The 19,894-nt window shown below is 71.3% G+C and carries 17 protein-coding genes; 3 read left to right on the top strand and 14 right to left on the bottom strand.

All coding sequences use genetic code 11. The annotated features are described in order from the left end of the window. Window positions 1-5: 5 nt before the first annotated feature. From WDU99_RS08640 to WDU99_RS08600, 9 genes are all read right to left on the bottom strand, one after another. Complete coding sequence (locus WDU99_RS08640; RefSeq protein ID WP_337332048.1) at window positions 6-953, bottom strand: SDR family oxidoreductase; 948 nt, start codon at window positions 951-953, stop codon at window positions 6-8. Next, window positions 950-1,936: a bile acid:sodium symporter family protein gene (locus tag WDU99_RS08635; protein WP_337332183.1), complete on the bottom strand. Its 987-nt coding sequence runs from the start codon at window positions 1,934-1,936 to the stop codon at window positions 950-952. Before WDU99_RS08635 ends, WDU99_RS08640 begins: the two co-directional genes overlap by 4 nt. Continuing rightward, window positions 1,936-3,240: a flavin-containing monooxygenase gene (locus WDU99_RS08630; RefSeq protein ID WP_337332047.1), complete on the bottom strand. Its 1,305-nt coding sequence runs from the start codon at window positions 3,238-3,240 to the stop codon at window positions 1,936-1,938. The genes WDU99_RS08635 and WDU99_RS08630 overlap by 1 nt, the downstream gene beginning before the upstream one ends. 83 nt (window positions 3,241-3,323) lie before the next feature. Further along, window positions 3,324-4,043, bottom strand: a complete 720-nt coding sequence (locus WDU99_RS08625) for a sulfite exporter TauE/SafE family protein (RefSeq protein ID WP_337332046.1) — start codon at window positions 4,041-4,043, stop codon at window positions 3,324-3,326. A gap of 43 nt (window positions 4,044-4,086) precedes the next feature. Next, window positions 4,087-5,247, bottom strand: a complete 1,161-nt coding sequence (locus tag WDU99_RS08620; protein ID WP_337332045.1) for a mannitol-1-phosphate 5-dehydrogenase — start codon at window positions 5,245-5,247, stop codon at window positions 4,087-4,089. Continuing rightward, a complete protein-coding gene (locus WDU99_RS08615; protein WP_337332044.1) occupies window positions 5,244-7,343 on the bottom strand; it encodes a PTS mannitol transporter subunit IICBA in 2,100 nt (699 codons plus the stop codon). The genes WDU99_RS08620 and WDU99_RS08615 overlap by 4 nt, the downstream gene beginning before the upstream one ends. Window positions 7,344-7,390: 47 nt before the next feature. After that, window positions 7,391-9,049, bottom strand: coding sequence for a phosphoenolpyruvate--protein phosphotransferase (ptsP, locus tag WDU99_RS08610; RefSeq protein WP_337332043.1), 1,659 nt, complete (start codon window positions 9,047-9,049; stop codon window positions 7,391-7,393). Beyond that, entirely contained in the window at window positions 9,046-9,321 is a 276-nt protein-coding gene (locus tag WDU99_RS08605; RefSeq protein WP_337332042.1) for an HPr family phosphocarrier protein, read from the bottom strand. Before WDU99_RS08605 ends, ptsP begins: the two co-directional genes overlap by 4 nt. Continuing rightward, window positions 9,318-9,647, bottom strand: coding sequence for a hypothetical protein (locus WDU99_RS08600; RefSeq protein WP_337332041.1), 330 nt, complete (start codon window positions 9,645-9,647; stop codon window positions 9,318-9,320). The genes WDU99_RS08605 and WDU99_RS08600 overlap by 4 nt, the downstream gene beginning before the upstream one ends. A gap of 157 nt (window positions 9,648-9,804) precedes the next feature. Between WDU99_RS08600 and WDU99_RS08595 the strand changes: the two genes are divergently transcribed. Beyond that, window positions 9,805-11,721: a BglG family transcription antiterminator gene (locus WDU99_RS08595; protein ID WP_337332040.1), complete on the top strand. Its 1,917-nt coding sequence runs from the start codon at window positions 9,805-9,807 to the stop codon at window positions 11,719-11,721. Here the strand turns inward: WDU99_RS08595 and WDU99_RS08590 are convergent. From WDU99_RS08590 to WDU99_RS08580, 3 genes are read right to left on the bottom strand one after another with little or no spacing between them, the layout of a single operon-like run. Next, entirely contained in the window at window positions 11,718-11,984 is a 267-nt protein-coding gene (locus WDU99_RS08590; RefSeq protein ID WP_337332039.1) for an HPr family phosphocarrier protein, read from the bottom strand. The genes WDU99_RS08595 and WDU99_RS08590 overlap by 4 nt on opposite strands. Then, window positions 11,981-13,657 (bottom strand): phospho-sugar mutase, encoded by a 1,677-nt coding sequence (locus WDU99_RS08585; RefSeq protein ID WP_337332038.1) that lies wholly within the window; start codon window positions 13,655-13,657, stop codon window positions 11,981-11,983. Before WDU99_RS08585 ends, WDU99_RS08590 begins: the two co-directional genes overlap by 4 nt. Before the next feature lie 32 nt (window positions 13,658-13,689). Beyond that, window positions 13,690-14,523 (bottom strand): purine-nucleoside phosphorylase, encoded by an 834-nt coding sequence (locus WDU99_RS08580; RefSeq protein ID WP_337332037.1) that lies wholly within the window; start codon window positions 14,521-14,523, stop codon window positions 13,690-13,692. Window positions 14,524-14,571: 48 nt separating this feature from the next. Here WDU99_RS08580 and WDU99_RS08575 point away from each other — a divergent pair, with 48 nt between their 5' ends. Then, window positions 14,572-16,020: an NAD(P)H-quinone dehydrogenase gene (locus WDU99_RS08575; protein WP_337332036.1), complete on the top strand. Its 1,449-nt coding sequence runs from the start codon at window positions 14,572-14,574 to the stop codon at window positions 16,018-16,020. Between the two features lie 74 nt (window positions 16,021-16,094). On the opposite strand, the gene WDU99_RS08570 is transcribed toward WDU99_RS08575, so the two are convergent. Together WDU99_RS08570 and WDU99_RS08565 are read right to left on the bottom strand one after the other, a co-directional pair. Further along, window positions 16,095-17,864: an acetyl/propionyl/methylcrotonyl-CoA carboxylase subunit alpha gene (locus WDU99_RS08570; protein WP_337332035.1), complete on the bottom strand. Its 1,770-nt coding sequence runs from the start codon at window positions 17,862-17,864 to the stop codon at window positions 16,095-16,097. Window positions 17,865-17,930: 66 nt separating this feature from the next. Continuing rightward, window positions 17,931-18,578, bottom strand: a complete 648-nt coding sequence (locus WDU99_RS08565) for a Maf family protein (RefSeq protein WP_337332034.1) — start codon at window positions 18,576-18,578, stop codon at window positions 17,931-17,933. A gap of 34 nt (window positions 18,579-18,612) precedes the next feature. Between WDU99_RS08565 and WDU99_RS08560 the strand changes: the two genes are divergently transcribed. Further along, complete coding sequence (locus WDU99_RS08560) at window positions 18,613-19,860, top strand: class I SAM-dependent RNA methyltransferase (protein ID WP_337332033.1); 1,248 nt, start codon at window positions 18,613-18,615, stop codon at window positions 19,858-19,860. Window positions 19,861-19,894: the final 34 nt, after the last annotated feature.

The raw sequence follows: 19,894 nt of genomic DNA, 5'->3' as shown, positions 1-19,894 counted from the left end.
CAAGGCTATCGGCGCGCGACGCCGGGGTGCGTGCGCAGGTACTCCTCGAACGCCTCGCGAGTGGTCAGCAGGGGAACATACCCGAACTGCTCCTTCAGCCGCGTGTTAGCCAGCACGGGACGGTAGCGCAGGAACCGCACCTTCTCGGGGCCGTGCTCGGTCAGGCGCAGCGCCCACCCGACGCGCAGAGCGCCGCCGAGCAGCCAGGCGGGGATGGTGAGCATCCGCTTGCCGAGGCGCTCGGCGATCTCGGGCACCGTCATCCGGCCGTCGCCGGCGACGTTGAAGATCCCCACCGGTCCGTCGGTCGCGGCCCGCACCATGGCGCCGGCCACATCGTCCACCCAGACGAACACGAACGGCGAGTCGGAGCCCGCGACCCGCAGCAGGCGCGGCGCATCCCACAGCGCCGTGATCTGATTGCGCACGGTGGGCCCGAGGATCGTTCCGATCCGGAAGATCACCTGCTCGAGCTCCGGGTGCTCGTCGCGGGCCGCAGCGAGCATGTCCTCGACCAGGCGCTTGTGCTTCGAGTAGGGGAACTCGTCACTGCCCCGGGCAGGGGCGTCCTCGGTGAGCCATTCCGGGTTGTCGGCGTGATAGCCGTACGCGGCGCCCGAGCTGGAGACGACGATGCGCCGGACACCCGTGCGGATGCAGGCGTCGAGCACATGCGCGGTGCCCTCGACGTCGACCCGGTACTCGAGGCCGACATCCTTGCCGGGATTCACGATCGCCGCCAGGTGCACGACCGTGTCGATGTCGTGCGCCGCCAGGACCGGCGCCAGGGCATCCCCGTCGGTCACATCGAAGCGCGCCGAGACGACACCGGGCACGTCCGAGTCGCGCAGGTCGCCACTCACGACGACCTCGACCGAGGGATGCCCGGCGAGCAGGCGGGTCACGTGCGAGCCGAGGAAGCCGGCACCGCCGGTGACCAGCACCCGCGTCATCGGGTCGCCTCCGGCGCAGCATCCGATGCCCCCGGCGTATCGGACGACACCGCGAGCCGACTCGCATCGCCCTGCGCCGAGCCGGTGCGCCGGCGCGTGTGCCGGGCCCACAGGCCCGCCACGAGCAGGCCCGCGATGATGTCCCACACACCCCACCATCCGGCGACGACGGCCATGCCGCCCAGACCGCCGAAGAAGGTGAAGATCAGCCCGAGGCCGAGGCCCGCATTGCGAATGCCGACCTCGAAGGTCATCGCCTTGCGCTCACGCGTGCCGAGGCCCCCGGCGACGGCAGTGCCGTAGCCGATCGCGAGGGCGACGGCGTCATGCACGGCGACGACGATCAGCACCGTGCCGATCACGCTCAGGAAGACCGCCCAGTTGCCGGCCAGCGCGCCGATGATGAACCCCAGCAGGGCGAGCAGGCTGAACCAGCGCACGAACGGCTGCACGCGCTGCGCGAAGCGCGGTGCGCGGGCCCTGATCAGCAGCCCGATGGCGAACGGCAGCCCGATGATCAGCACGATCTCCAGCAGCATCTTCCACGGATCGAGCTCGACCGTGCGCAGCAGTTCCCGGCCGGTGGGGTGCAGCGATCCCCAGAAGGCGATGCTGAGCGGCATCGCGACGATGTACAGCAGGTTGCCAACCGCGGTCATCGACACCGACAGGGCGACGTTGCCGCCCGAGCGGTGGGTCAGCACCTGCGAGATGTTGCCGGGCGGGCAGCAGGCGACCACGATCATGCCCAGCGCCATCGATGCGCTCACCGGCAGGATCAGCGTCAGACCGAAGGTGACCGCCGGCAGCACCAGCAGCTGGGCGAGGATCGCGATGATGAACGGCTTGGGGTGCCGCGCCACGACCTTGAAGTCCTTGGGCGCGGTGTCCAGGGCGATGCCGAACATGATCAGTCCGAGCACGATGTTCAGGATCAGCAGCGTGCCGGGGGTGAAATTCAGCACCAGGTCGTCGAAGTCCATCACGCCTCCAGGGTGCGGGCCGCCGAGCGCACCGCCGAGCGGTACGCGTTCTTGTTCACGTAGTACGACATGCGCTCCAGGCCCAGATAGCGGTACCCACCGGTGGTGTCGGGCCACGGCCGGCCCGTGACGCGCTCGCGGAAGGCCGCCGCCGCGGTGGGCCGCTTCTCGAGTGCTGCCAGGTAGGCCCCGAGCAGTTCGGCCTGTTCGTAGCGCCCCTGCCAGCCGATGCCGGACGCCTCGATCATGCCCATCACGTACAGTCCGTTGAACGAGGGCGGGAACAGGTTCAGGAACAGTCGCGGCGAGGCGCCGGCCCAATGCAGGTGCTCGCGGTCGACGAACGGGTAGTCGAGCGTGTACCCGGTGGCGAGCAGGATGAGGTCGTATGCGGCCGAGGAGCCGCCGGGGAAGTGCGACGAGCCGGCGAAGTGCACGGTGTCGCCGTCGAAGCGCTCGATGTCGCCGCGGATGCGCAGATCGCCCTGCCCGAGGTGGTTCAGGATCAGCGTGTTCACGATCGGGTGCGACTCGTAGATGCGGTAGTCGGGCTTCGGGAATCCGAACCGCACCGGGTCGCCGGTGAAGGCCCTGAGCACGCGGGTGTCGACGGCCTGCTTGAGACGGGCGGGCAGCGGACGCCCCTGGTTGAGGGTGTCGCTGGGCCGGCCGAACAGGTAGCGGGGCACGAAGTAGTACCCGCGACGCACGCTCATGTCGACGGACGCGGCATGGTGCACGGCGTCGACCGCGATGTCGCAGCCCGAGTTGCCCGCCCCGACGACCAGCACCCGCTTGCCGGTGAGCACGCTGGGCTCCTTGTAGGCGCTGGTGTGCATGATCTCGCCGGTGAACGCGCCTTCGAACGTCGGCACGTTCGGCTCTGCGAGCGTGCCGTTGGCGAGCACGACGCCGTCGAAGTGGCGGGGTTCGTCGCCCTCGGCCAGCAGCATCCACCCGTCGCCCGAGCCGCCGGACGGCTCCAGGCGCACCACCTTCGTGTCGAAGCGGAACAGCTCGCGCAGTCGGAATCCGTCGGCGTACGCGTCGAAGTAGCGCTTGAGCTCGCGGTGGCCGGGGTAGTCGGCATCGGAGTCCATCGGGAACTCGGCGAACTCGGTCGTCGTGCGCGACGAGATCAGGTGCGCCGATTCGTACATCGTGCTGCGCGGATTATCGATGTCCCACAGGCCGCCGACGCCTGAGGACGCCTCGTAACCGGTGACGTGGATGCCGCGCCTCTGCAGGGCGCGCGCAGCTGCCAGACCTGAGGGGCCGGCGCCGATGACGGCGTATCTCTTCATTTCACTCCCGCACGACGTCGTGCACAGACATCCCCCCGGGTGATCCGATCGTATCGTGTACGCGGCGGTTCGAAACACCGCCGTCAGCCGAGCAGCGCTGCGATGGCGCGCCCCAGCACCACGAGCGTGCCGGCCCAGGCGCACAGCAGCATCACGCGGCGGGCGAGTGCGGGTGCCACGCGCCGTGCCGCGTACGCACCCGCGAGCATGCCCACGACAGTGCATACGGCGAGTACGCCCAGCTCGATGGGAGCGATCGTGGGCAGGCCGCGAAGGGCGACCGATACGGCACCGTAGCCGAGGAAGATGATCTGCGCGCTGGCGGCGAAACGGCGCTGCGGCCAGTCATCACCGAGGGCGAAGGATGCCAGCGCCGGGCCGGACAGGCCGCTCGAGGCATGCATGAAACCGGCCACCGCACCCGCCCCGATCGCACCGGGCCTGCCACGCACGTGCCGGGCGAGAGGGCCGAGGCGCTGGGCGCTCAGCGCGAGCACGCCCATCGCGCCGATCAGCGCGAGCAGCGCGGGCTCGGGCAGAGCCGCGGCGGTGAGCGCTCCCAGGGGCGCAGCGATGACACCGGCGCCCAGCAGCCACAGGGTGCGCGGCCAGTCCACCTCGCGCCAGGCGCTGGGAACCGCGAACAGCGAGGCGATCACCGCGAGCAGGACGGCGACCGTCACACCCTCGACGGGCCCGTATGCGAGCACGATCGGGCCGATCAGCACCAGCACGAACGCGAGGCCGGTCACGCGCTGGATGACCGAGGCCAGAACCGTCGCCGCGGCGATGAGCACCAGCATCCGACCTCCCGTGGCCCGCGGTGCGGGCCGTTCCCGGTCGAGGCTACGGTGCGTCGGCCAGCTGCGCGGCGCGCGCGACGAAGGCCGCGCGCACCGCGGGGAAGAGCGGATGCCCGTCGTCGAGACCCGTCACCGCGGATGCCAGTGCGACCGCGTCCTCGGCGCGCAGCCGCTGCTGCAGCTCGACCGACTGCGGGTCGTCGGGGGCGTCGAAGGCGAGCGCCGCCGAGACCGCGTGCATCAGCGCCTCGGTGGGCAGCCCCCGCTCGGCGGCCTCGGCCGCGGGCCCGATGAACCGGTCGTGCCGTCCCAGCTTGCGCAGCGGCTGCCTGCCCACCCGCCACACCGTGTCGGGCAGTGCGGGGTTCGCGAATCGCCGCAGGATCGTCGCCCGGTACTCGGCGAGCTCGTCCGGATCGAGACCGTGTTTGGCGGCCAGCAGGACGGAGGTCTCCTGCAGCACGGCCGCCACAGCCTCGGCGATCCGGGTGTCGGCGAGGGAGTCCGAGATGCGCTCGATGCCGGCCTGCGCGCCGAGGTAGGCGGTGGTGGCGTGCCCGGTGTTCACCGTGAACAGCTTGCGCTCGATGTAGGGGGTCAGGTCGTCGACGAAATGCGCACCCGGGATGTGCGGGAGCTCGTCGCCGAACGGCGCCTTCTCGATCGCCCACTCGTGGAACGGCTCGACGGTCACGTCGACCCCGGCGCCTGCCGGCTGGCCCGGCACGATCCGATCGACCGCGGTGTCGGCGAACACCGCCCGCCCGGCGAGGGCCCCCCAGTCCCCGCCGGCGCGTGCGGTGATCTCCTGCCGCAGCAGGCCGGTCGCGCCGATCGCGTTCTCGCACGCCATGACCTGCAGCGGGCGAGCCGCTGCATCCCGACGGCGCAGAGCCTCGACGATCGGCTCGGCCACGAACGGCAGCACACCCACGCCCACGGCGGTGGTGACCACGTCGGCGCTCGCGATCTCGGCGACGAGCTCGTCGGGATGCTCGGCGCTGTTGATCGCGCGGAAGCCGGTGACCACGGTGTCGCGGCCGCCTTCGCCCACTTCGTGCACCGTGTAGCTGTCGGCGGCGTTGATCGCGTCGACCAGCGGTGCTGCGACGTCGGAGAACACCAGCTCGTAGCCGCCCTCGTGCAGCAGCTGCCCGACGAAGCCGCGCCCGATGTTGCCGGCGCCGAAGTGGACGGCCTTCATGCCCTGTTCACCGCCCCCAGCAGTTCGTACAGCTCCTCGGGCGTGGCCGCGGCGTTGAGGCGGGCCACGTCATCCTCATCCGAGAACAGCTCGGCGATCTGGGAGAGGATCTGCAGGTGATCGCCGTCCTTGCCGGCGATGCCGATCACGAAGGTCGCGGTGTCGCCGTCCCAGTCGACGCCGCCGTCGTAGCGGACGACGCTGAGCGCGGAGCCGAGCACGGCGTCCTTGGCATCGTTGGTGCCGTGCGGGATCGCCAGGCCGTTGCCCATGAACGTCGACACCGAGGCCTCGCGGTCGTGCATGGCCCGCAGGTAGTCGGGCGTCACGGCACCGGCGGCGACGAGGGCGTCGGCCGCCTCCTTCAGCGCCTCATCTCGGGTCGCGGACCCGGCGTGGATGCGGATCCGGTCGAGCGTGAGCACGGCCGACGCGGGCGCGCCGGCACCCGCAGCGGGCGCGCCGGCGTCGGATGCGACCGCCGACGGCGCCTCGGTCGCGGATGCCCCCTGAGCCTGCTCCCTGACCAGCTCGACCACCTCGTCGTACTTCGGCGAGTTCATGAACTCGTCGACCGAGACGTGCATCGACGCCGGAGACTTCGACCTGGCGCGGTCGGTGAGCTGCTGCTGCGTGATCACCAGGTCGGCGGTGCCGTCGAGGTTCGCGATCGCCGCGTTGGTGACCGTGATGCCGTCGATGCCTGCCTTCTTGATCTTGTTGCGCAGCACGCTGGCGCCCATGGCCGATGAGCCCATGCCGGCGTCGCAGGCGAACACGATCGACGAGATCGGCCTGGTGGCGACGGCGGTTCCAGCGGCCGCGCTCGCGGCGAGGCCCGACAGCGTGCTGGACGAGCGGCCCTTGTTCGCCTCGGTCTGCGCGATGGCTGCGCCGAACGTGTCGGCCTCGGCCTCGAGGTCGCGGCGGCGCGATGCGCGCAGGATCACGGCGGCGAGCAGGAAGGTGACGGTCGCCGCGATCAGCACCGACAGGTACACCACCAGCAGGTTGGTGACGCCGGGCCCGATGGCCGCGGCGGTGACGGCGATGATGCTGCCGGGGGCGGCGGGGAAGCCCAGACCGCCGCCGAGGATCATGTTCGTGGTGACACCGGCTGCGCCACCGGCGATCAGTGCGAGGATCGTGATCGGCTTGCTCAGCGCGTACGGGAAGTAGATCTCGTGGATGCCGCCGAAGAATTGGATGATCGCCGCGCCAGGTGCGGATGCCTTGGCGGCGCCGACGCCGAAGAACGTGAAGGCCATCAGCAGACCGAGTCCGGGGCCGGGGTTGGCCTCGATGAGGAACAGGATCGACTTGCCGGTCTCAGCGGCCTGCTCGATGCCGAGCGGGGTGAACACGCCGTGGTTGATGGCGTTGTTGAGGAACAGCACCTTCGCCGGCTCGACGATGATCGACACGAGCGGCAGCAGCTGCATGGACACCAGCCAGCCGACCGCGCCGCCGAGCACCGCGCTGATGCCGAGCATGAGCGGTCCGAAGGCGAAGAATCCGACGATGGCGAGGACCATGCCGAGGATGCCGGCCGAGAAGTTGTTCACCAGCATCTCGAAGCCGGGCCTGATCTTGCCATCCCAGAGGCGGTCCATCTGCTTGGTGATCCATGCGGCGATCGGGCCCATGATCATCGCGCCGAGGAACATCGGGATGTTGGTGCCGACGATGACGCCCATCGTGGCGATCGTCGCCACGACGCCGCCGCGCTCGGCGTAGACCATGCGGCCGGCCGTGTTGGCGATCAGCAGCGGCAGCAGGTAGGTGATCATCGGGCCGACCAGACCGACGTAGGCGGCGTAGTTGCCGGCGTCGCCCTCGCTGAGGGCGGTCATGGCGCCCGGCCAGTTGATGATCGCCGCGTCGCCGCCGCCGCCGAGGATCTCGGCGACGGGCGCCCAGTGCCAGTCGAACGGGCTGTCGGCGCCGAAGAACCCGGCGGGGATGAAGAGCATCGTGATGAAGCCCCAGGCGATGAACGCCGCGATGTTCGGCATGATCATGCCGGACAGGAACGTGCCGAAGCGCTGCACCGCGACGCGGGCTCCTCCGGGCTTGGTCGGTGACGTCGTCGTCATGATCTGTCTCTTTCTCGTATCAGGTGCTGTGTCGGGTGGAGGGGGATTCAGGTCGTGGTAGAGGCGGCCCGTGCCGCCTCTCGGGCGCCCGCGGCATCGTCGGCGGCGAGGGCCGCCTCGGCCAGGCGCCGGGCGTCGTCGGAGCTGTGCGCGGCCAGCGATCGGCGCACGTCGGCGAGGGCGGCGGGAGCCATCGACAGGCTCGTAGCGCCGAGCCCGACGAGCACGACCGCCAGCAGGGGGTCCGCGGCGGCTTCGCCGCAGATGCCGACGGGCTTGCCGGTGCGCGCGCCGGCTTCGCCGACCTCGCGCACCAGGCGCAGCACGGCGGGGTGCCACGGGTCCTGGAACGAGGCGACGGAGCCGAGCAGCCGGTCGGCGGCCATCGTGTACTGGGTGAGGTCGTTCGTGCCGATGGAGGCGAAGTCGGCGTGCGCCAGAACCCGGTCCGCGAGCAGCGCGCTCGCGGGCACCTCGACCATGACGCCTGCGGTGCGCAGCCCGTACTCGTGCGCGAGGGCGGTGAAGTACGCGGTCTCCTCGACGGTGGTGACCATCGGGGCCATCACCCACAGATCGGCCGACGTCGCGGCATCCGCCTCGGCGAGCGCCGTCAGCTGCTCGCGCAGGATGTCTTCGCTGGCGCGCAGCGCGCGCAGGCCGCGCAGACCCAGCGCGGGGTTCTCCTCGTGTGCGTCGTTGAGGAAGGCCAGCGGCTTGTCGGCTCCGGCATCCAGCAGGCGCACCACGACCTTCTTGCCCTCGAAGGGCTGCAGCAGCTCGATGTACGAGGCGCGCTGCTGCTCGATCGTCGGCGCCTGTGCCGACGACAGGAAGAGGAACTCGGTGCGGAACAGGCCGACACCTTCGGCGCCGCGCGAGACCGCGTCGGCGGCGTCGGCGGGCTTGCCGAGGTTCGCGAGCAGGCCGATCGGCGTGCCGTCCGAGAGGGCACCGGGGGCGGGCGGGCCGGACTCCTCGGCCGCGCGTGCGGCGAGTCGATCGGCCACGGCGGCGATCTCCTCCGCCGTCGGCGCGTCGTTGACGGTGCCCGCGGCGGCGTCGACGATGACGGTCTGACCGTCGGCGAGGGCTGAGGCGTCCCCGGCGCCGACGATGGCGACGATGCCCTTCTCCCTGGCGAGGATCGCGGTGTGCGAGGTCGGGCCGCCGTCGGTGGTGATCAGCGCGAGCACCTGTTCGAGGTTCAGCAGCGCCGTGTCAGCGGGGGCGAGGTCGCGGGCGACGAGCACGAACGGATGCCCGGGGTCGGGCACACCGGGCGCGGCGACTCCCTGCAGACGTGCCAGCACGCGCTGCGCGATGTCGTCGAGGTCGGCGGCGCGCTCGCCGAGGTAGCCGCCGACGGCTTCCAGGGTCGCACGGAAGCCGGCGAACGCGTCGTGCACGGCCCACTCGGCGGTGGCCCCTTCGCCGAGCCTGGAGTCGATCTCGTCCTGCAGGCTGGGATCCTCGGCGATCATCGCCTGCGCCTCGAGCACCTCCTGCGCGGCACCGCCGGCCGCTTCCGCGCGCTGCTGCAGCTCAGCGGCGACGGCGGAGACGGCCTCGCGGGCGCGGGTGCGCTCCTCGTCGGCACTCAGCGTGCTCGGCTGATCCTGCGGGGCGGGCAGCGCCTCGGCCATGCGCACGACCGGTCCGGTCGCCACGCCCTGGCCGATGCCGACACCGCGCATGGCGCTCATGCGCCCTCATCGTGGTCGGTGGTGAGCAGCTCGACGAGCGTGTCGAGCACCTGCTCGGCGCTCTCGCCGTCGGCGGTGATCACAACGTGGTCGCCGAAGTCGATGCCGAGTGCGATGACGCTGAGGATGCTGGCGGCGTTGACGGCCTTCCCGGCATCCTTCGCGATGGTCACCGGGATGCCGGCGTCCTTCGCCGCCTGCGCGAACAGCTTCGCCGGCCGGGCGTGCAGTCCGTGCGAGGAGCCGACCCGAACGGTTCTGGAGACGGTCATGGTGCTTCCTTCCGGTCGTGCGGCGCGGCCATCGCGTCGCGGACGAGACGCAGCGTTCGGCTGCCGTCGAGATCGCTGAAGGCGTCGTCGGGGAGGGTGACGACGCGGGAGCGCCCGGTCAGGGCCGAGCGGATGCCCTCCGCGTGATCGGCCAGATGCGGCCCGATCAGCACCATGTCGACGCCGACCGCCGACAGCGCAGTCCGCTCCGTGCCGGCCTCCGTGGACCACGCCATGCCCGCCGCGTTCGCCGCGCGCGCAAGGCGCTGGGCGACGAACGTGCTCGACGCTCCGGCGCCGCACACCACGAGGATCCGCATCGACATCCCTTTCCGCTTGCGCTCTTCCGATCAGTGTGCCCGGGGCGTTCAGCGTTCTTCCAGCAACGTTCTTTCCGCCCCTGCGGAACATCGGCTTCCGCCCGCCCGGTCGCTCGGGCTGGCATCATGGAGGCGCACGCGTCGTCAGGGAGGAAGACGGAGGATGTCACGTCAGCGACAGGACCAGCTCCTCGCCCTCCTGCTGCGTCAGGATGCCTGGTCGACGGCCGCGAGCCTGGCCGACCAGCTGGGCGTCACGCCGCGCAGCATCCGCACCTATGTCGCCGCTCTCAACGCGCGCGTCGCCGACGGCGACGCGGTCGAGTCCGGTTCGGCCGGGTATCGCGCCGGTGCACATGCGCACGACGCGGTCGGCACCGGCGAACAGGCGCACACGCCCCGCGCGCGTCTGCATCGGCTGCTGCGCGCGCTGGTCGATGATCCGGGCGGCATCGACGTCTACGACAGCGCGCTGACCCTGCAGGTGAGCGAGACGACGCTCGAGAACGACCTCATGCGCGTGCGCGCGCTGCTGGACGGCACCGCGGTGCGCCTCGAGCGCGAACGCGACGCGGTGCGCCTGCGCGGCGACGAGCAGGCGCTGCGGCGCCTGCTGAGCAGGCTCGCGCAGGATGAGATGGATGCCGGTCCGCTGCGCGCCGACGCGCTGCAGCGCGCCCTGGCGCCCGAGGCGGTGCCGGCCGGGGCCATCGGGCCGTTCAAGGCCGCGCTGGTGGGCGAACTCGGGTCGCTCGGGTACTACGTGAACGAACTGGCGATCAGCGACGTGCTGCTGCACATCACCATCGCCGCAGAGCGGGTCGCGGGCGGACGGGCGCTGGAGGGCCGCTCGACCGCGGATGACGACGCGGTGGCGGCCGTCGGCGAGGCGATCGCACGGCTGGCCGAGCAGCATTTCGGTGTCACGCTCGGCGACGGCGACCGGGAGCATCTGGCGAACCTCGTCCTCACCAGGGTCGTCACTCCCGGCGACAGCGCGCGCGAGCGGGCGCCGCGCAGCACCGACCCCGAGGTGGCGCGGGCGGTGCGCGCCGAGATCGAGCAGGCCGCGCGCGACTACCAGGTCGACCTCGTCGATGACGCGTTCGCGCTGCGCCTCACGCTGCACGTGCAGAACCTGCTGCACCGTTCGCAGGAGCAGGCGTGGACGCGCAACCCCCTCACCCGATCGCTGAAATCGTCGTATCCGATGATCTTCGAGGTCGCCGTGTCGATCGCCAGCGGACTGCACGACCGGCTCGGCGTGCCGCTGCAGGAGGACGAGATCGCCTACATCGCCATGCACGTCGGCGGGCGCCTCGAGCGCAGCAGAGCGGCGGATGCCATCCTCACCGCCACCATCGTCTGCCCCGGCTACCAGGAGCTGCAGGAGCTGCTGCGCTCCAGCGTCGACCAGTCGCTCGGGCGACTCATCGAGGTGGTGCGCGTCGAGACGAGCGTCGACCCGGACTGGCGCGACCTCGACACCGACCTGGTGCTCAGCACGATCCCGCTGGCCGGCGCCGACGACCGCGTCGTGCGCATCCAGCCGTTCCTGGCCGAGGCGGATGTCGAGCGCGTGCAGCAGGCCGCCGCCAGGATCCGCCGTGGCCGCCGCCTGCGTCGGCTGCGCACGGAGCTGCAGCGCTACTTCTCCGCCGACGCCTACCTCGTGCCGCTCCCGGACATCGGCGAGGAGCAGATCATCCGGCGACTCGGCGGGATGCTCAAGGCGGCCGGCCTCATCGGAGAGGACTACGTCGAGAACACGATCGCGCGCGAGCGCATGTCGTCCACGGCGTTCACCGACGCACTCGCGGTGCCGCACGCGCTGCAGATGAGCGCGCAGCGCACGGCGATCGCGATCGGCATCGCCGACGGCTCGGTCGCCTGGGGGAGCGGACGCGTGCAGGTCGTCGCGCTCGCCGCCTTCAGCGACACCGACCGTGACGCCTTCCAGACCGTGTTCGAGCAGCTGGTCGAGGTGTTCAGCGAGCGTGACAGCGTGCAGCGCATCATGCGCCGCTCCGCGGACTTCGAGTCCTTCCTGGACGAGCTGGTCGCGGTCATCGACGGCTAGGCCGGCGCCAGCACCGCCGAGAGCTTGTCCAGCAGCGTCGCAGCCTCAGGGGAGTCGTCGACCTCGAGGGTCACCTCGTCGCCGGAGGCGATGCCGAGATCCATCACCGCGAGCACGCTGGAGAGATCCACTGTGTCGCCGCCGCTGGTCGAGAGCATCACGACGGCGCCGTGCGCCTCCGCCAGCCGCACCAGCTCTGCGACGGGTCGCGCGTGGACGCCGTTGTGCACGGCGACCGTGACCCGCCTCCGCAGCACGCTCATCGTCGCTCCGCGAGCAGCTCCCGCGCTGCGGCCTCGAGCTCGGTCACCGCGGCCGACGCCTCGTCGGCCGAGTCGGCGCGCGCATCGATGTACACCTTGAGCTTCGGCTCGGTGCCGCTGGGGCGCACGATCACCCGCGATCCGTCGGCGAGCCGGTAGCGCAGCACGTCACCGGTCGGCACGGCGTCGTCGGCGGGGACGGCGAGGTCCTCCGCACTCGCGACGGCTCGTGCGCCGAAGGCGGTCGGATGCTGCGCACGCAGCGACGCCATGGTGCCGGAGATCACCGAGAGGTCGTCCACCCGGATCGAGACCTGGCCGCTGGCGAAGTGCCCGATCTCGGCGCCCAGCTCATCGAGCAGGTCGGCGATCGTCGCCCCGCGCACGCGGGCCTCTGCCGCCAGCGACAGCATCGCCATGGCGGCCGAGATGCCGTCCTTGTCGCGCACGGTCCCGGGGTTGACGAGGTAGCCCAGCGCCTCCTCGAAGCCGAACACCATGTCGGGGGCGCGCGAGATCCACTTGAAACCGGTGAGCGTCTCGTGGAAGGCGAGCCCGTACCGCTCGGCGATCGCACCGAGGCCGGGGGAGGAGACCAGCGAGCAGGCCAGCGACGCCGTGGATGCATCGCCCGCCTCGGCGGCGGTCCGTGCCGCGCGCCAGCCCAGCAGCAGTCCCACCTCGTTGCCGGTCAGTCGCCGCCAGCCGCCGTCGGCACCGGCATCCGGGATCGCGACCGCGAGCCGGTCGGCGTCGGGATCGTTGGCGAGGACGAACTCGGCATCGGCCGTGCGGGCACGGGCGAAGGCGAGGTCCATCGCGCCCGGCTCCTCGGGGTTGGGGAACGAGACGGTGCGGAAGCTCGGGTCGGGATCGCTCTGCTCGTCGACGACGCGGGGCGCCGGGTAGCCGGCGGCCTTCAGCACCCGCGAGAACGTCTGCCAGCCCACGCCGTGCATGGCGGTGTAGACCCAGCGCATCTCCTGAACGCCGAACGGCGCGGGGGCCAGCCCCGCCGTCGCGGCGATGTAGGCCTCGACGACCTCCTCGCCTGCGGTTTCGTACGCCTCAGAGCGGGGCAGCAGGCCGACGTCGCCCTGCTCGGCGACGCGGGCGATGTGCGCGGCGATCTCGGCGTCGGCGGGCGCCACGATCTGCGATCCGCCGTCAGCTCCGCCCAGATAGACCTTGTACCCGTTGTCGTCGGGCGGGTTGTGGCTGGCGGTGACCATCACGCCGGCATCCGCGCCGAGGTGGCGCACGGCGAAGGCGAGCACCGGAGTCGGCAGCAGCCGCGGCAGCAGGATCGCCCGCAGCCCCGCGCCGGCGAACAGCTCCGCGGAGTCCTGGGCGAACCGGCGCGAGTTGCGACGCCCGTCGTAGCCGATCACCACGGTCGGGGCTCCGGCGGTGCGCTGCCGCAGGTACGCGGCGAAGCCCGCGGCCGCCTGGGCGACCAGCACGCGGTTCATGCGGTTGCTGCCGGGGCCCAGTGCGCCCCGCAGACCCGCGGTGCCGAAGGCGAGGCGGGCGCCGAACCGGTCGTCGAGATCGGCGGCGGCGGCCGCGTCGCCGGCGGCCGCGCGCGTGATGATGCCTGCGAGCTCATCGCGCGTCTCGGCATCGGGATCCTGCCTCAGCCAGGCGCGGGCCTGGGCGAGTCGGTCGTTCACGGTGCGCCTCTCGTTCACGGCGCCTGCGTCGTTCACAGCGCCTCGATCACTCGGGCGAGCAGGGCTGAGATCACGGGCTCGGCCTCGCGGCCGGCCTCGATCACCTCGGCGTGGCTCAGCGGGGTCTGCTGGATGCCGGCGGCGAGGTTCGTGATGAGCGAGAATCCGAGGATCTCCATGCCGGCCTCGCGGGCCGCGATGGCCTCGAGGGCGGTGGACATGCCGACGATGTGGCCGCCGATGGCCTTCGCCATCTGCACCTCGGCGGGCGTCTCGTAGTGCGGTCCGCGGAACTGCGTGTACACGCCCTCGTCGAGGTTCGGGTCGATCGTGTGGGCGATGTCGCGCAGGCGCTTCGCGTACAGATCGGTGAGGTCGACGAAGGTGGCGCCCTCCAGGGGCGAGTCGGCCGTGAGGTTGATGTGATCGCTGATCAGCACGGGCTGCCCGGGCTTCCATGTGTCGCGGATGCCGCCGGCGCCGTTGGTGAGCACCATGATCTTGGCCCCCGTGGCGGCAGCGGTGCGCACGCTGTGCGCGACCCGGCGCACGCCGTGTCCCTCGTAGTAGTGGGTGCGGGCGCCGATCACGAGCACGTTCCTGCCGCCGGGGGTGCGGATGCTGCGGAGCGTGCCGACGTGGCCGTCCAGTGCCGGCCGGGAGAAGGCGGTGACCTCGGTGGCGGGGATGGTCGCGATGGTCTCGCCGATGAGCTCGGCGGCCTTGCCCCAGCCCGAGCCGAGGGTCAGTGCGATGTCGTGGTGGTCGACCCCGGTGAGGCGCGCGATGTCTGCAGCGGCCTGCGTGGCGATGGCGAACGGATCGGCGTTCGGGTCGTCGAGGGGGTGCAATGCGGTTTCAGGCATGACTCCACTCTAGGAAGGTGGCGGCTGCGGAGCCAGGATTGCGGAAGAATGGAGAGCATGTCCCAGACTTCCTTCGCGAACAGGCAGAGCGTCGCCGTACTCGGCGGCGGCCCCGGCGGTTATGAGGCAGCACTCGCCGCCGCGCAGCTCGGTGCGGAGGTGACCCTCGTCGAGCGTGTCGGTGTGGGCGGTTCCGCCGTGCTGACCGACGTGGTGCCGTCGAAGAGCCTCATCGCGACGGCCGACGCCGCCGTTGCCATCTCCGAGGCATCCGATCTGGGCGTGCAGTTCTATGCGAAGGGCGCCCACGGCAAGCCGCTCAAGCCCGAGATCGCCATCAACCTCGCCGCGGTGAACAAGCGGCTGCTGGCGCTGGCCGGGCAGCAGTCCGAAGACATGCGCGCCACGCTGCTCGAGGCCGGAGTGCGCATCCTGTCCGGGCACGGACGACTCGAGGGGCCGAACGCGATCGTGGTCGCCACCGGGCCCGGCGGCACCGACTTCGATCGCGTCGAGGCCGACACCGTCGTCGTGTCGGTGGGCGCATCGCCGCGCGAGCTCGACTCGGCCAAGCCCGACGGGGAGCGCATCCTCACCTGGACGCAGCTGTACGACATGAAGTCGCTGCCCGAGCACCTCATCGTGGTCGGCTCGGGCGTGACGGGCGCGGAGTTCGCCTCGGCCTACATGAACCTCGGTGCCAGGGTCACGCTGGTCTCCAGCCGTGACCAGGTGCTGCCCGGTGAGGACGTCGACGCCGCCCACGTGCTCGAGAAGGTGTTCAAGCGCGGCGGCATGCAGGTGCTCTCGAAGTCGCGCGCCGACAAGGTCGAGCGCACCGAGGACGGTGTGATGGTCACGCTCTCGGACGGACGCACGGTCGAGGGGAGCCACTGCCTGATGGCGGTCGGATCCATCCCGAACACCGCAGGCATCGGTCTCGAGGAGGCCGGCGTCGAGCTCGACGAGTCCGGCCACGTGCGCGTGAACCGGGTCGCGCGCACCTCGGTGCCCAACGTGTACGCCGTCGGCGACTGCACGAACTTCTTCCCGCTGGCATCCGTCGCGTCGATGCAGGGACGCACCGCCGTCTTCCACGCGCTGGGCGACATCGTGATCCCGCTGGAGCACCGCAAGATCACCGCCAACATCTTCACCGCACCGGAGATCGCCACCGTCGGCTACTCCGAGCGCGACATCGAGAACGGCGAGGCCGAGGGCATCGCCTACAAGCTGCCGCTGGCGGCCAACCCGCGCGCGAAGATGATGGGCATCAAGGACGGCTTCGTGAAGATCATCGCCCGACGGGGATCCGGCACCGTGATCGGCGGGGTGATCGTGGCGCCGCGGGCATCCGAGCTCATCTACCCGCTCGCGATGGCCGTCGAGCGCCGACTCAACGTCGACCAGGTCTCGCGCGTGTTCGCGGCCTACCCGTCACTGACCTCGAGCATCACCGACGCGAGCCGCGCGATGCACGCCGTCAACATCAGCTGACGCGGTCGACATCAGCCGAGCCGAGCGGCCCGACACCCTCGAGGGTGCAGGGCCGCCGGTCTGTGCAGTGCGCGTCAGCTGATCGTCAGCAGCTGATGCCCGGCCGAGACCGTGCTGCCCGCGTCGGCGTTGATGTTGCCGATCACGCCGTCCTTGTGCGCCTGCAGGGGCTGCTCCATCTTCATCGCCTCGAGCACCACCACCAGGTCGCCCTTGACGACCTGCTGGCCGTCCTCGACGGCGACCTTGACGACGGTCGCCTGCATGGGCGACTTCACGGCGTCGCCCGAGGCACCCGCGTTGGCGGTGGTGGCATGGCTGCGGCGGGACGGTGGCACCGCGGCGGGGCGGCCGGCGGTCCCGGCGACGGGGGCGGCGACGCGGTCGGGCAGGCTGACCTCGAGTCGCTTGCCGGCGACCTCGACGACGACCGTGTGCCGGCCGGGCGCCGGCGTCGGGTCGTCGAGCTCGCCGTCCCACGCCGGGATCTCACCTGCGAACTCGGTCTCGATCCAGCGGGTGAACACGCCGAACTCGCCGTCCTCGGCGACGAACGCGGGCTCGCGCACGACCTGGCGGTGGAACGGCAGCACGGTGGGAAGACCCGACACCTCGAACTCGTCGAGGGCGCGGCGGGCCCGCTCGAGCGCCTCGGAGCGGTCGCGCCCGGTCACGATGATCTTCGCCAGCAGCGAGTCGAACGCACCCGAGACGGCGTCGCCCGCGGTGACACCGGAGTCGAGGCGCACACCGGGACCGCCGAAGGTCTTGAACACGTTGATCGGGCCGGGCTGGGGCAGGAAGCCGCGGCCGGGATCCTCGCCGTTGATGCGGAACTCGATCGAGTGGCCCTGCGGAGTCGGGTCGTCGTAGTCGATGGTGCCGCCGGCCGCGATGCGGAACTGCTCGCGCACCAGGTCGATGCCCGTGACCTCTTCGGAGACGGGGTGCTCGACCTGCAGGCGGGTGTTCACCTCGAGGAACGACACCGTACCGTCGGCGCCGATGAGGAACTCGCACGTGCCGGCGCCGACGTAGCCGACCTCCTTGAGGATCGCCTTCGACGCGGTGTAGAGCTGCTCGTTCTGCTCATCGGTGAGGAACGGCGCCGGCGCCTCCTCGACGAGCTTCTGGTGGCGGCGCTGCAGCGAGCAGTCGCGGGTCGAGATGACCACGACGTTTCCCTCGGCATCCGCCAGGCACTGGGTCTCGACGTGGCGCGGCTTGTCGAGGTACTTCTCGACGAAGCACTCGCCGCGTCCGAACGCGGCGACCGCCTCGCGGGTCGCCGATTCGAACAGCTCGGCGACCTCGTCGAGCTCACGGGCAACCTTGAGTCCGCGTCCGCCGCCGCCGTACGCGGCCTTGATCGCGATGGGCAGCCCGTGCTGCTGGGCGAAGGCGACGACCTCGTCGGCGCCGGCGACCGGTCCCGGGGTGCCGGGGGCCAGCGGGGCGCCGACCTTCTCGGCCACGTGGCGAGCGGTGACCTTGTCGCCGAGCGACTCGATCGCCTCGGGCGACGGCCCGATCCAGGTCAGTCCCGCGGCGATGACGGCGCGGGCGAACTCGGCGTTCTCGGCCAGGAAGCCGTAGCCGGGATGCACAGCATCCGCACCGGAGCGGCGCGCGACCGAGAGGATCTTGTCGATCTGCAGGTAGGTGTCGGCGCTCGTGGCGCCGTCGAGGGCGTAAGCCTCGTCGGCGAGTCGCGCGTGCATCGCGTCACGGTCCTGGTCGGCGTACACGGCGACGGAGGAGATCCCGGAGTCCCGGGCGGCACGGATGATGCGTACGGCGATCTCGCCGCGGTTTGCGATGAGCACCTTGGCGATAGCAGGCATGGGTTTCAGCCTAGCGAGTGACGCCGCGTTCCTTTTGACGACTCTCCACAAGAAATCTCGGTTTCGCTATGACTGCGTCCACAGGTCGGTCCACACGACGCCGAGTTCGCCGGCCAGCCGGCGAATCGTCGACAGCGACATCCCCACCACGGTCGAGGGATCACCCTCCACCCGCGTGATGAACGCGCCGCCCAGGCTGTCGACGGTGAAGGCGCCGGCGACGTGCAGCGGCTCGCCGGTGGCGATGTAGGCGTCGATCTCAGCATCCGACACGTCCTCCGCGAAGGTGACCGCCGCCTGGGCGACGTCCGCGGCCTCCACCGGATCGTGGCCGGGACGCACGCGGAACACCGAGTGGCCGGAGTGCAGGATTCCCGTCGCGCCGCGCATGGCGTGCCAGCGCTCCCTGGCGACCTCCGCGGTGTGCGGCTTGCCGAGAACGCGACCCCCGATCGCGAACATCGAGTCGCCGCCGATGACGATGCCGTCGAAGTGCGGATGCTCGGCGCGCACGCGCCGGGCGACGTCGGCGGCCTTCGCCCTGCCCAGCAGCAGCACGAGCTCGTCAGCGGCCAGGGGGCCGCCGCGCTCGGCCTCCGCCGCGGCGGAGACGGCGTCCTCATCGACCTCGGGGGCCATGAGCAGCGGCTCGATGCCGGCCTGACGCAGCAGCATCAGTCGGGCGGGGGAGGTGGATGCCAGGCATACGCGCATGCTCCCACGCTAGCCGGTGTGGGATCCTGGAACGATGACCGCTCAGGCCCCCGTCCTCGACCTCGACATCACCGGCATCGCCCACGGCGGCACCTTCATCGCCCGCCACGAGGGGCGCGTCGTGTTCGTGCCGGACGCCATTCCCGGCGAGCGGGTGCGGGCGCGCATCGTCGACCCTTCACTTCGTCTCGCTGACGCTCGCTCAGTACAAGCGTCGGGCTCAGGGGCCGACACGCGGAGTTTCTGGCGAGCCGAGACCCTCGAGGTGCTCGATCCCTCGCCGCACCGCCGCCCGCACGTGTGGGCCGAGGCCGATGTCTCCCGCGCTCCTGAGGATCGCGTCGGCGGTGCCGACCTCGGGCACATCGCCCTCGACGAGCAGCGCGTGTTCAAGCGCCGCGTGCTGCAGGAGGCACTCGACAAGTTCGCCGGAGCGGGATTGAGCGCCCCCGAGGTGCGGTCGGTGGACGACGGCGACGGCACGCGCTGGCGCACCCGGATCTCGCTGCACGTCGATGCCGAGGGCCGCATCGGACCATACGCCGCACGCAGCCACCGGGTGATCGATGTGGCGTCGCTGCCGCTGGCGCGGGCCGCCGTCGAACAGGCGGCGTTCGCGCTGCGCGCGCAGAAGCCGGGCCGCGTCGATCTCGTCGAGTCGGGCGATGAACGCGTGCACGTGCTGCCGCGCCCTGAGGGCGGGCGGCGCGGACGGTCGGAGACGATCGTCGAGCGCGTGGCCGGACGCCGGTTCCGCCTCGATGCCGGCGGCTTCTGGCAGGTGCATCCCCGAGCGGGGGAGACCCTGCACGCGGCCGTCGCCGACGCGCTCGCCGGACGCGTGGATCCGGACGCCACGCACTTCGACCTCTACGGGGGTGTCGGCCTGTTCGCCGCGACGCTGGGTGAGCAGGGTGCGACCGACATCGTCACCGTCGAATCCGACCGTCGGGCGACCGAGTACGCCGCGGAGAACCTCGCCGATCTCGACGCGCAGGCCGTGACGGCGCGTGTCGACCGCTTCCTGGCCGGCCTGCCCGAGGGCACGCGGGCAGGTGCCGTGGTGCTCGACCCGCCGCGGGCGGGGGCAGGACGCGCGGTCGTGGAGTCGATCCACGGGGTCGATCCCGAGGCCGTCGTCTACGTCGCCTGCGATCCGGTGGCACTCGCCAGGGACCTGGGCACGTTCCGCGGTCTGGGCTGGGACGTGTCATCCCTGCGGGCGTTCGACCTGTTCCCGCACTCTCATCATTTCGAGGCCGTTGCCGTTCTGACCCGGTGACTTACGGCACCGGACGGGACACGGGTCGGGCACT

Origin of the sequence: Microbacterium bandirmense (assembly GCF_037204185.1) — a bacterium.
GTDB classification, from domain to species: domain Bacteria; phylum Actinomycetota; class Actinomycetes; order Actinomycetales; family Microbacteriaceae; genus Microbacterium; species Microbacterium bandirmense.
The sequence above is the reverse complement of the archived record's forward strand: the minus strand, read 5'-3'. Positions and strand labels throughout refer to the sequence as shown.

What these genes read in the sequence shown, in the direction of transcription:
- ptsP (WP_337332043.1), bottom strand. Translation starts at nt 9,049, where the DNA reads ATGAGCGCCATGCGCGGTGTCGGCATCGGCCAGGGCGTGGCGACCGGA.
- WDU99_RS08615 (WP_337332044.1), bottom strand. Translation starts at nt 7,343, where the DNA reads ATGACGACGACGTCACCGACCAAGCCCGGAGGAGCCCGCGTCGCGGTG.
- WDU99_RS08560 (WP_337332033.1), top strand. Translation starts at nt 18,613, where the DNA reads ATGACCGCTCAGGCCCCCGTCCTCGACCTCGACATCACCGGCATCGCC.
- WDU99_RS08575 (WP_337332036.1), top strand. Translation starts at nt 14,572, where the DNA reads ATGGAGAGCATGTCCCAGACTTCCTTCGCGAACAGGCAGAGCGTCGCC.
- WDU99_RS08635 (WP_337332183.1), bottom strand. Translation starts at nt 1,936, where the DNA reads ATGGACTTCGACGACCTGGTGCTGAATTTCACCCCCGGCACGCTGCTG.
- WDU99_RS08620 (WP_337332045.1), bottom strand. Translation starts at nt 5,247, where the DNA reads ATGAAGGCCGTCCACTTCGGCGCCGGCAACATCGGGCGCGGCTTCGTC.
- WDU99_RS08565 (WP_337332034.1), bottom strand. Translation starts at nt 18,578, where the DNA reads ATGCGCGTATGCCTGGCATCCACCTCCCCCGCCCGACTGATGCTGCTG.
- WDU99_RS08630 (WP_337332047.1), bottom strand. Translation starts at nt 3,240, where the DNA reads ATGAAGAGATACGCCGTCATCGGCGCCGGCCCCTCAGGTCTGGCAGCT.
- WDU99_RS08605 (WP_337332042.1), bottom strand. Translation starts at nt 9,321, where the DNA reads ATGACCGTCTCCAGAACCGTTCGGGTCGGCTCCTCGCACGGACTGCAC.
- WDU99_RS08625 (WP_337332046.1), bottom strand. Translation starts at nt 4,043, where the DNA reads ATGCTGGTGCTCATCGCCGCGGCGACGGTTCTGGCCTCGGTCATCCAG.
- WDU99_RS08570 (WP_337332035.1), bottom strand. Translation starts at nt 17,864, where the DNA reads ATGCCTGCTATCGCCAAGGTGCTCATCGCAAACCGCGGCGAGATCGCC.
- WDU99_RS08590 (WP_337332039.1), bottom strand. Translation starts at nt 11,984, where the DNA reads ATGAGCGTGCTGCGGAGGCGGGTCACGGTCGCCGTGCACAACGGCGTC.
- WDU99_RS08600 (WP_337332041.1), bottom strand. Translation starts at nt 9,647, where the DNA reads ATGTCGATGCGGATCCTCGTGGTGTGCGGCGCCGGAGCGTCGAGCACG.
- WDU99_RS08595 (WP_337332040.1), top strand. Translation starts at nt 9,805, where the DNA reads ATGTCACGTCAGCGACAGGACCAGCTCCTCGCCCTCCTGCTGCGTCAG.
- WDU99_RS08640 (WP_337332048.1), bottom strand. Translation starts at nt 953, where the DNA reads ATGACGCGGGTGCTGGTCACCGGCGGTGCCGGCTTCCTCGGCTCGCAC.
- WDU99_RS08580 (WP_337332037.1), bottom strand. Translation starts at nt 14,523, where the DNA reads ATGCCTGAAACCGCATTGCACCCCCTCGACGACCCGAACGCCGATCCG.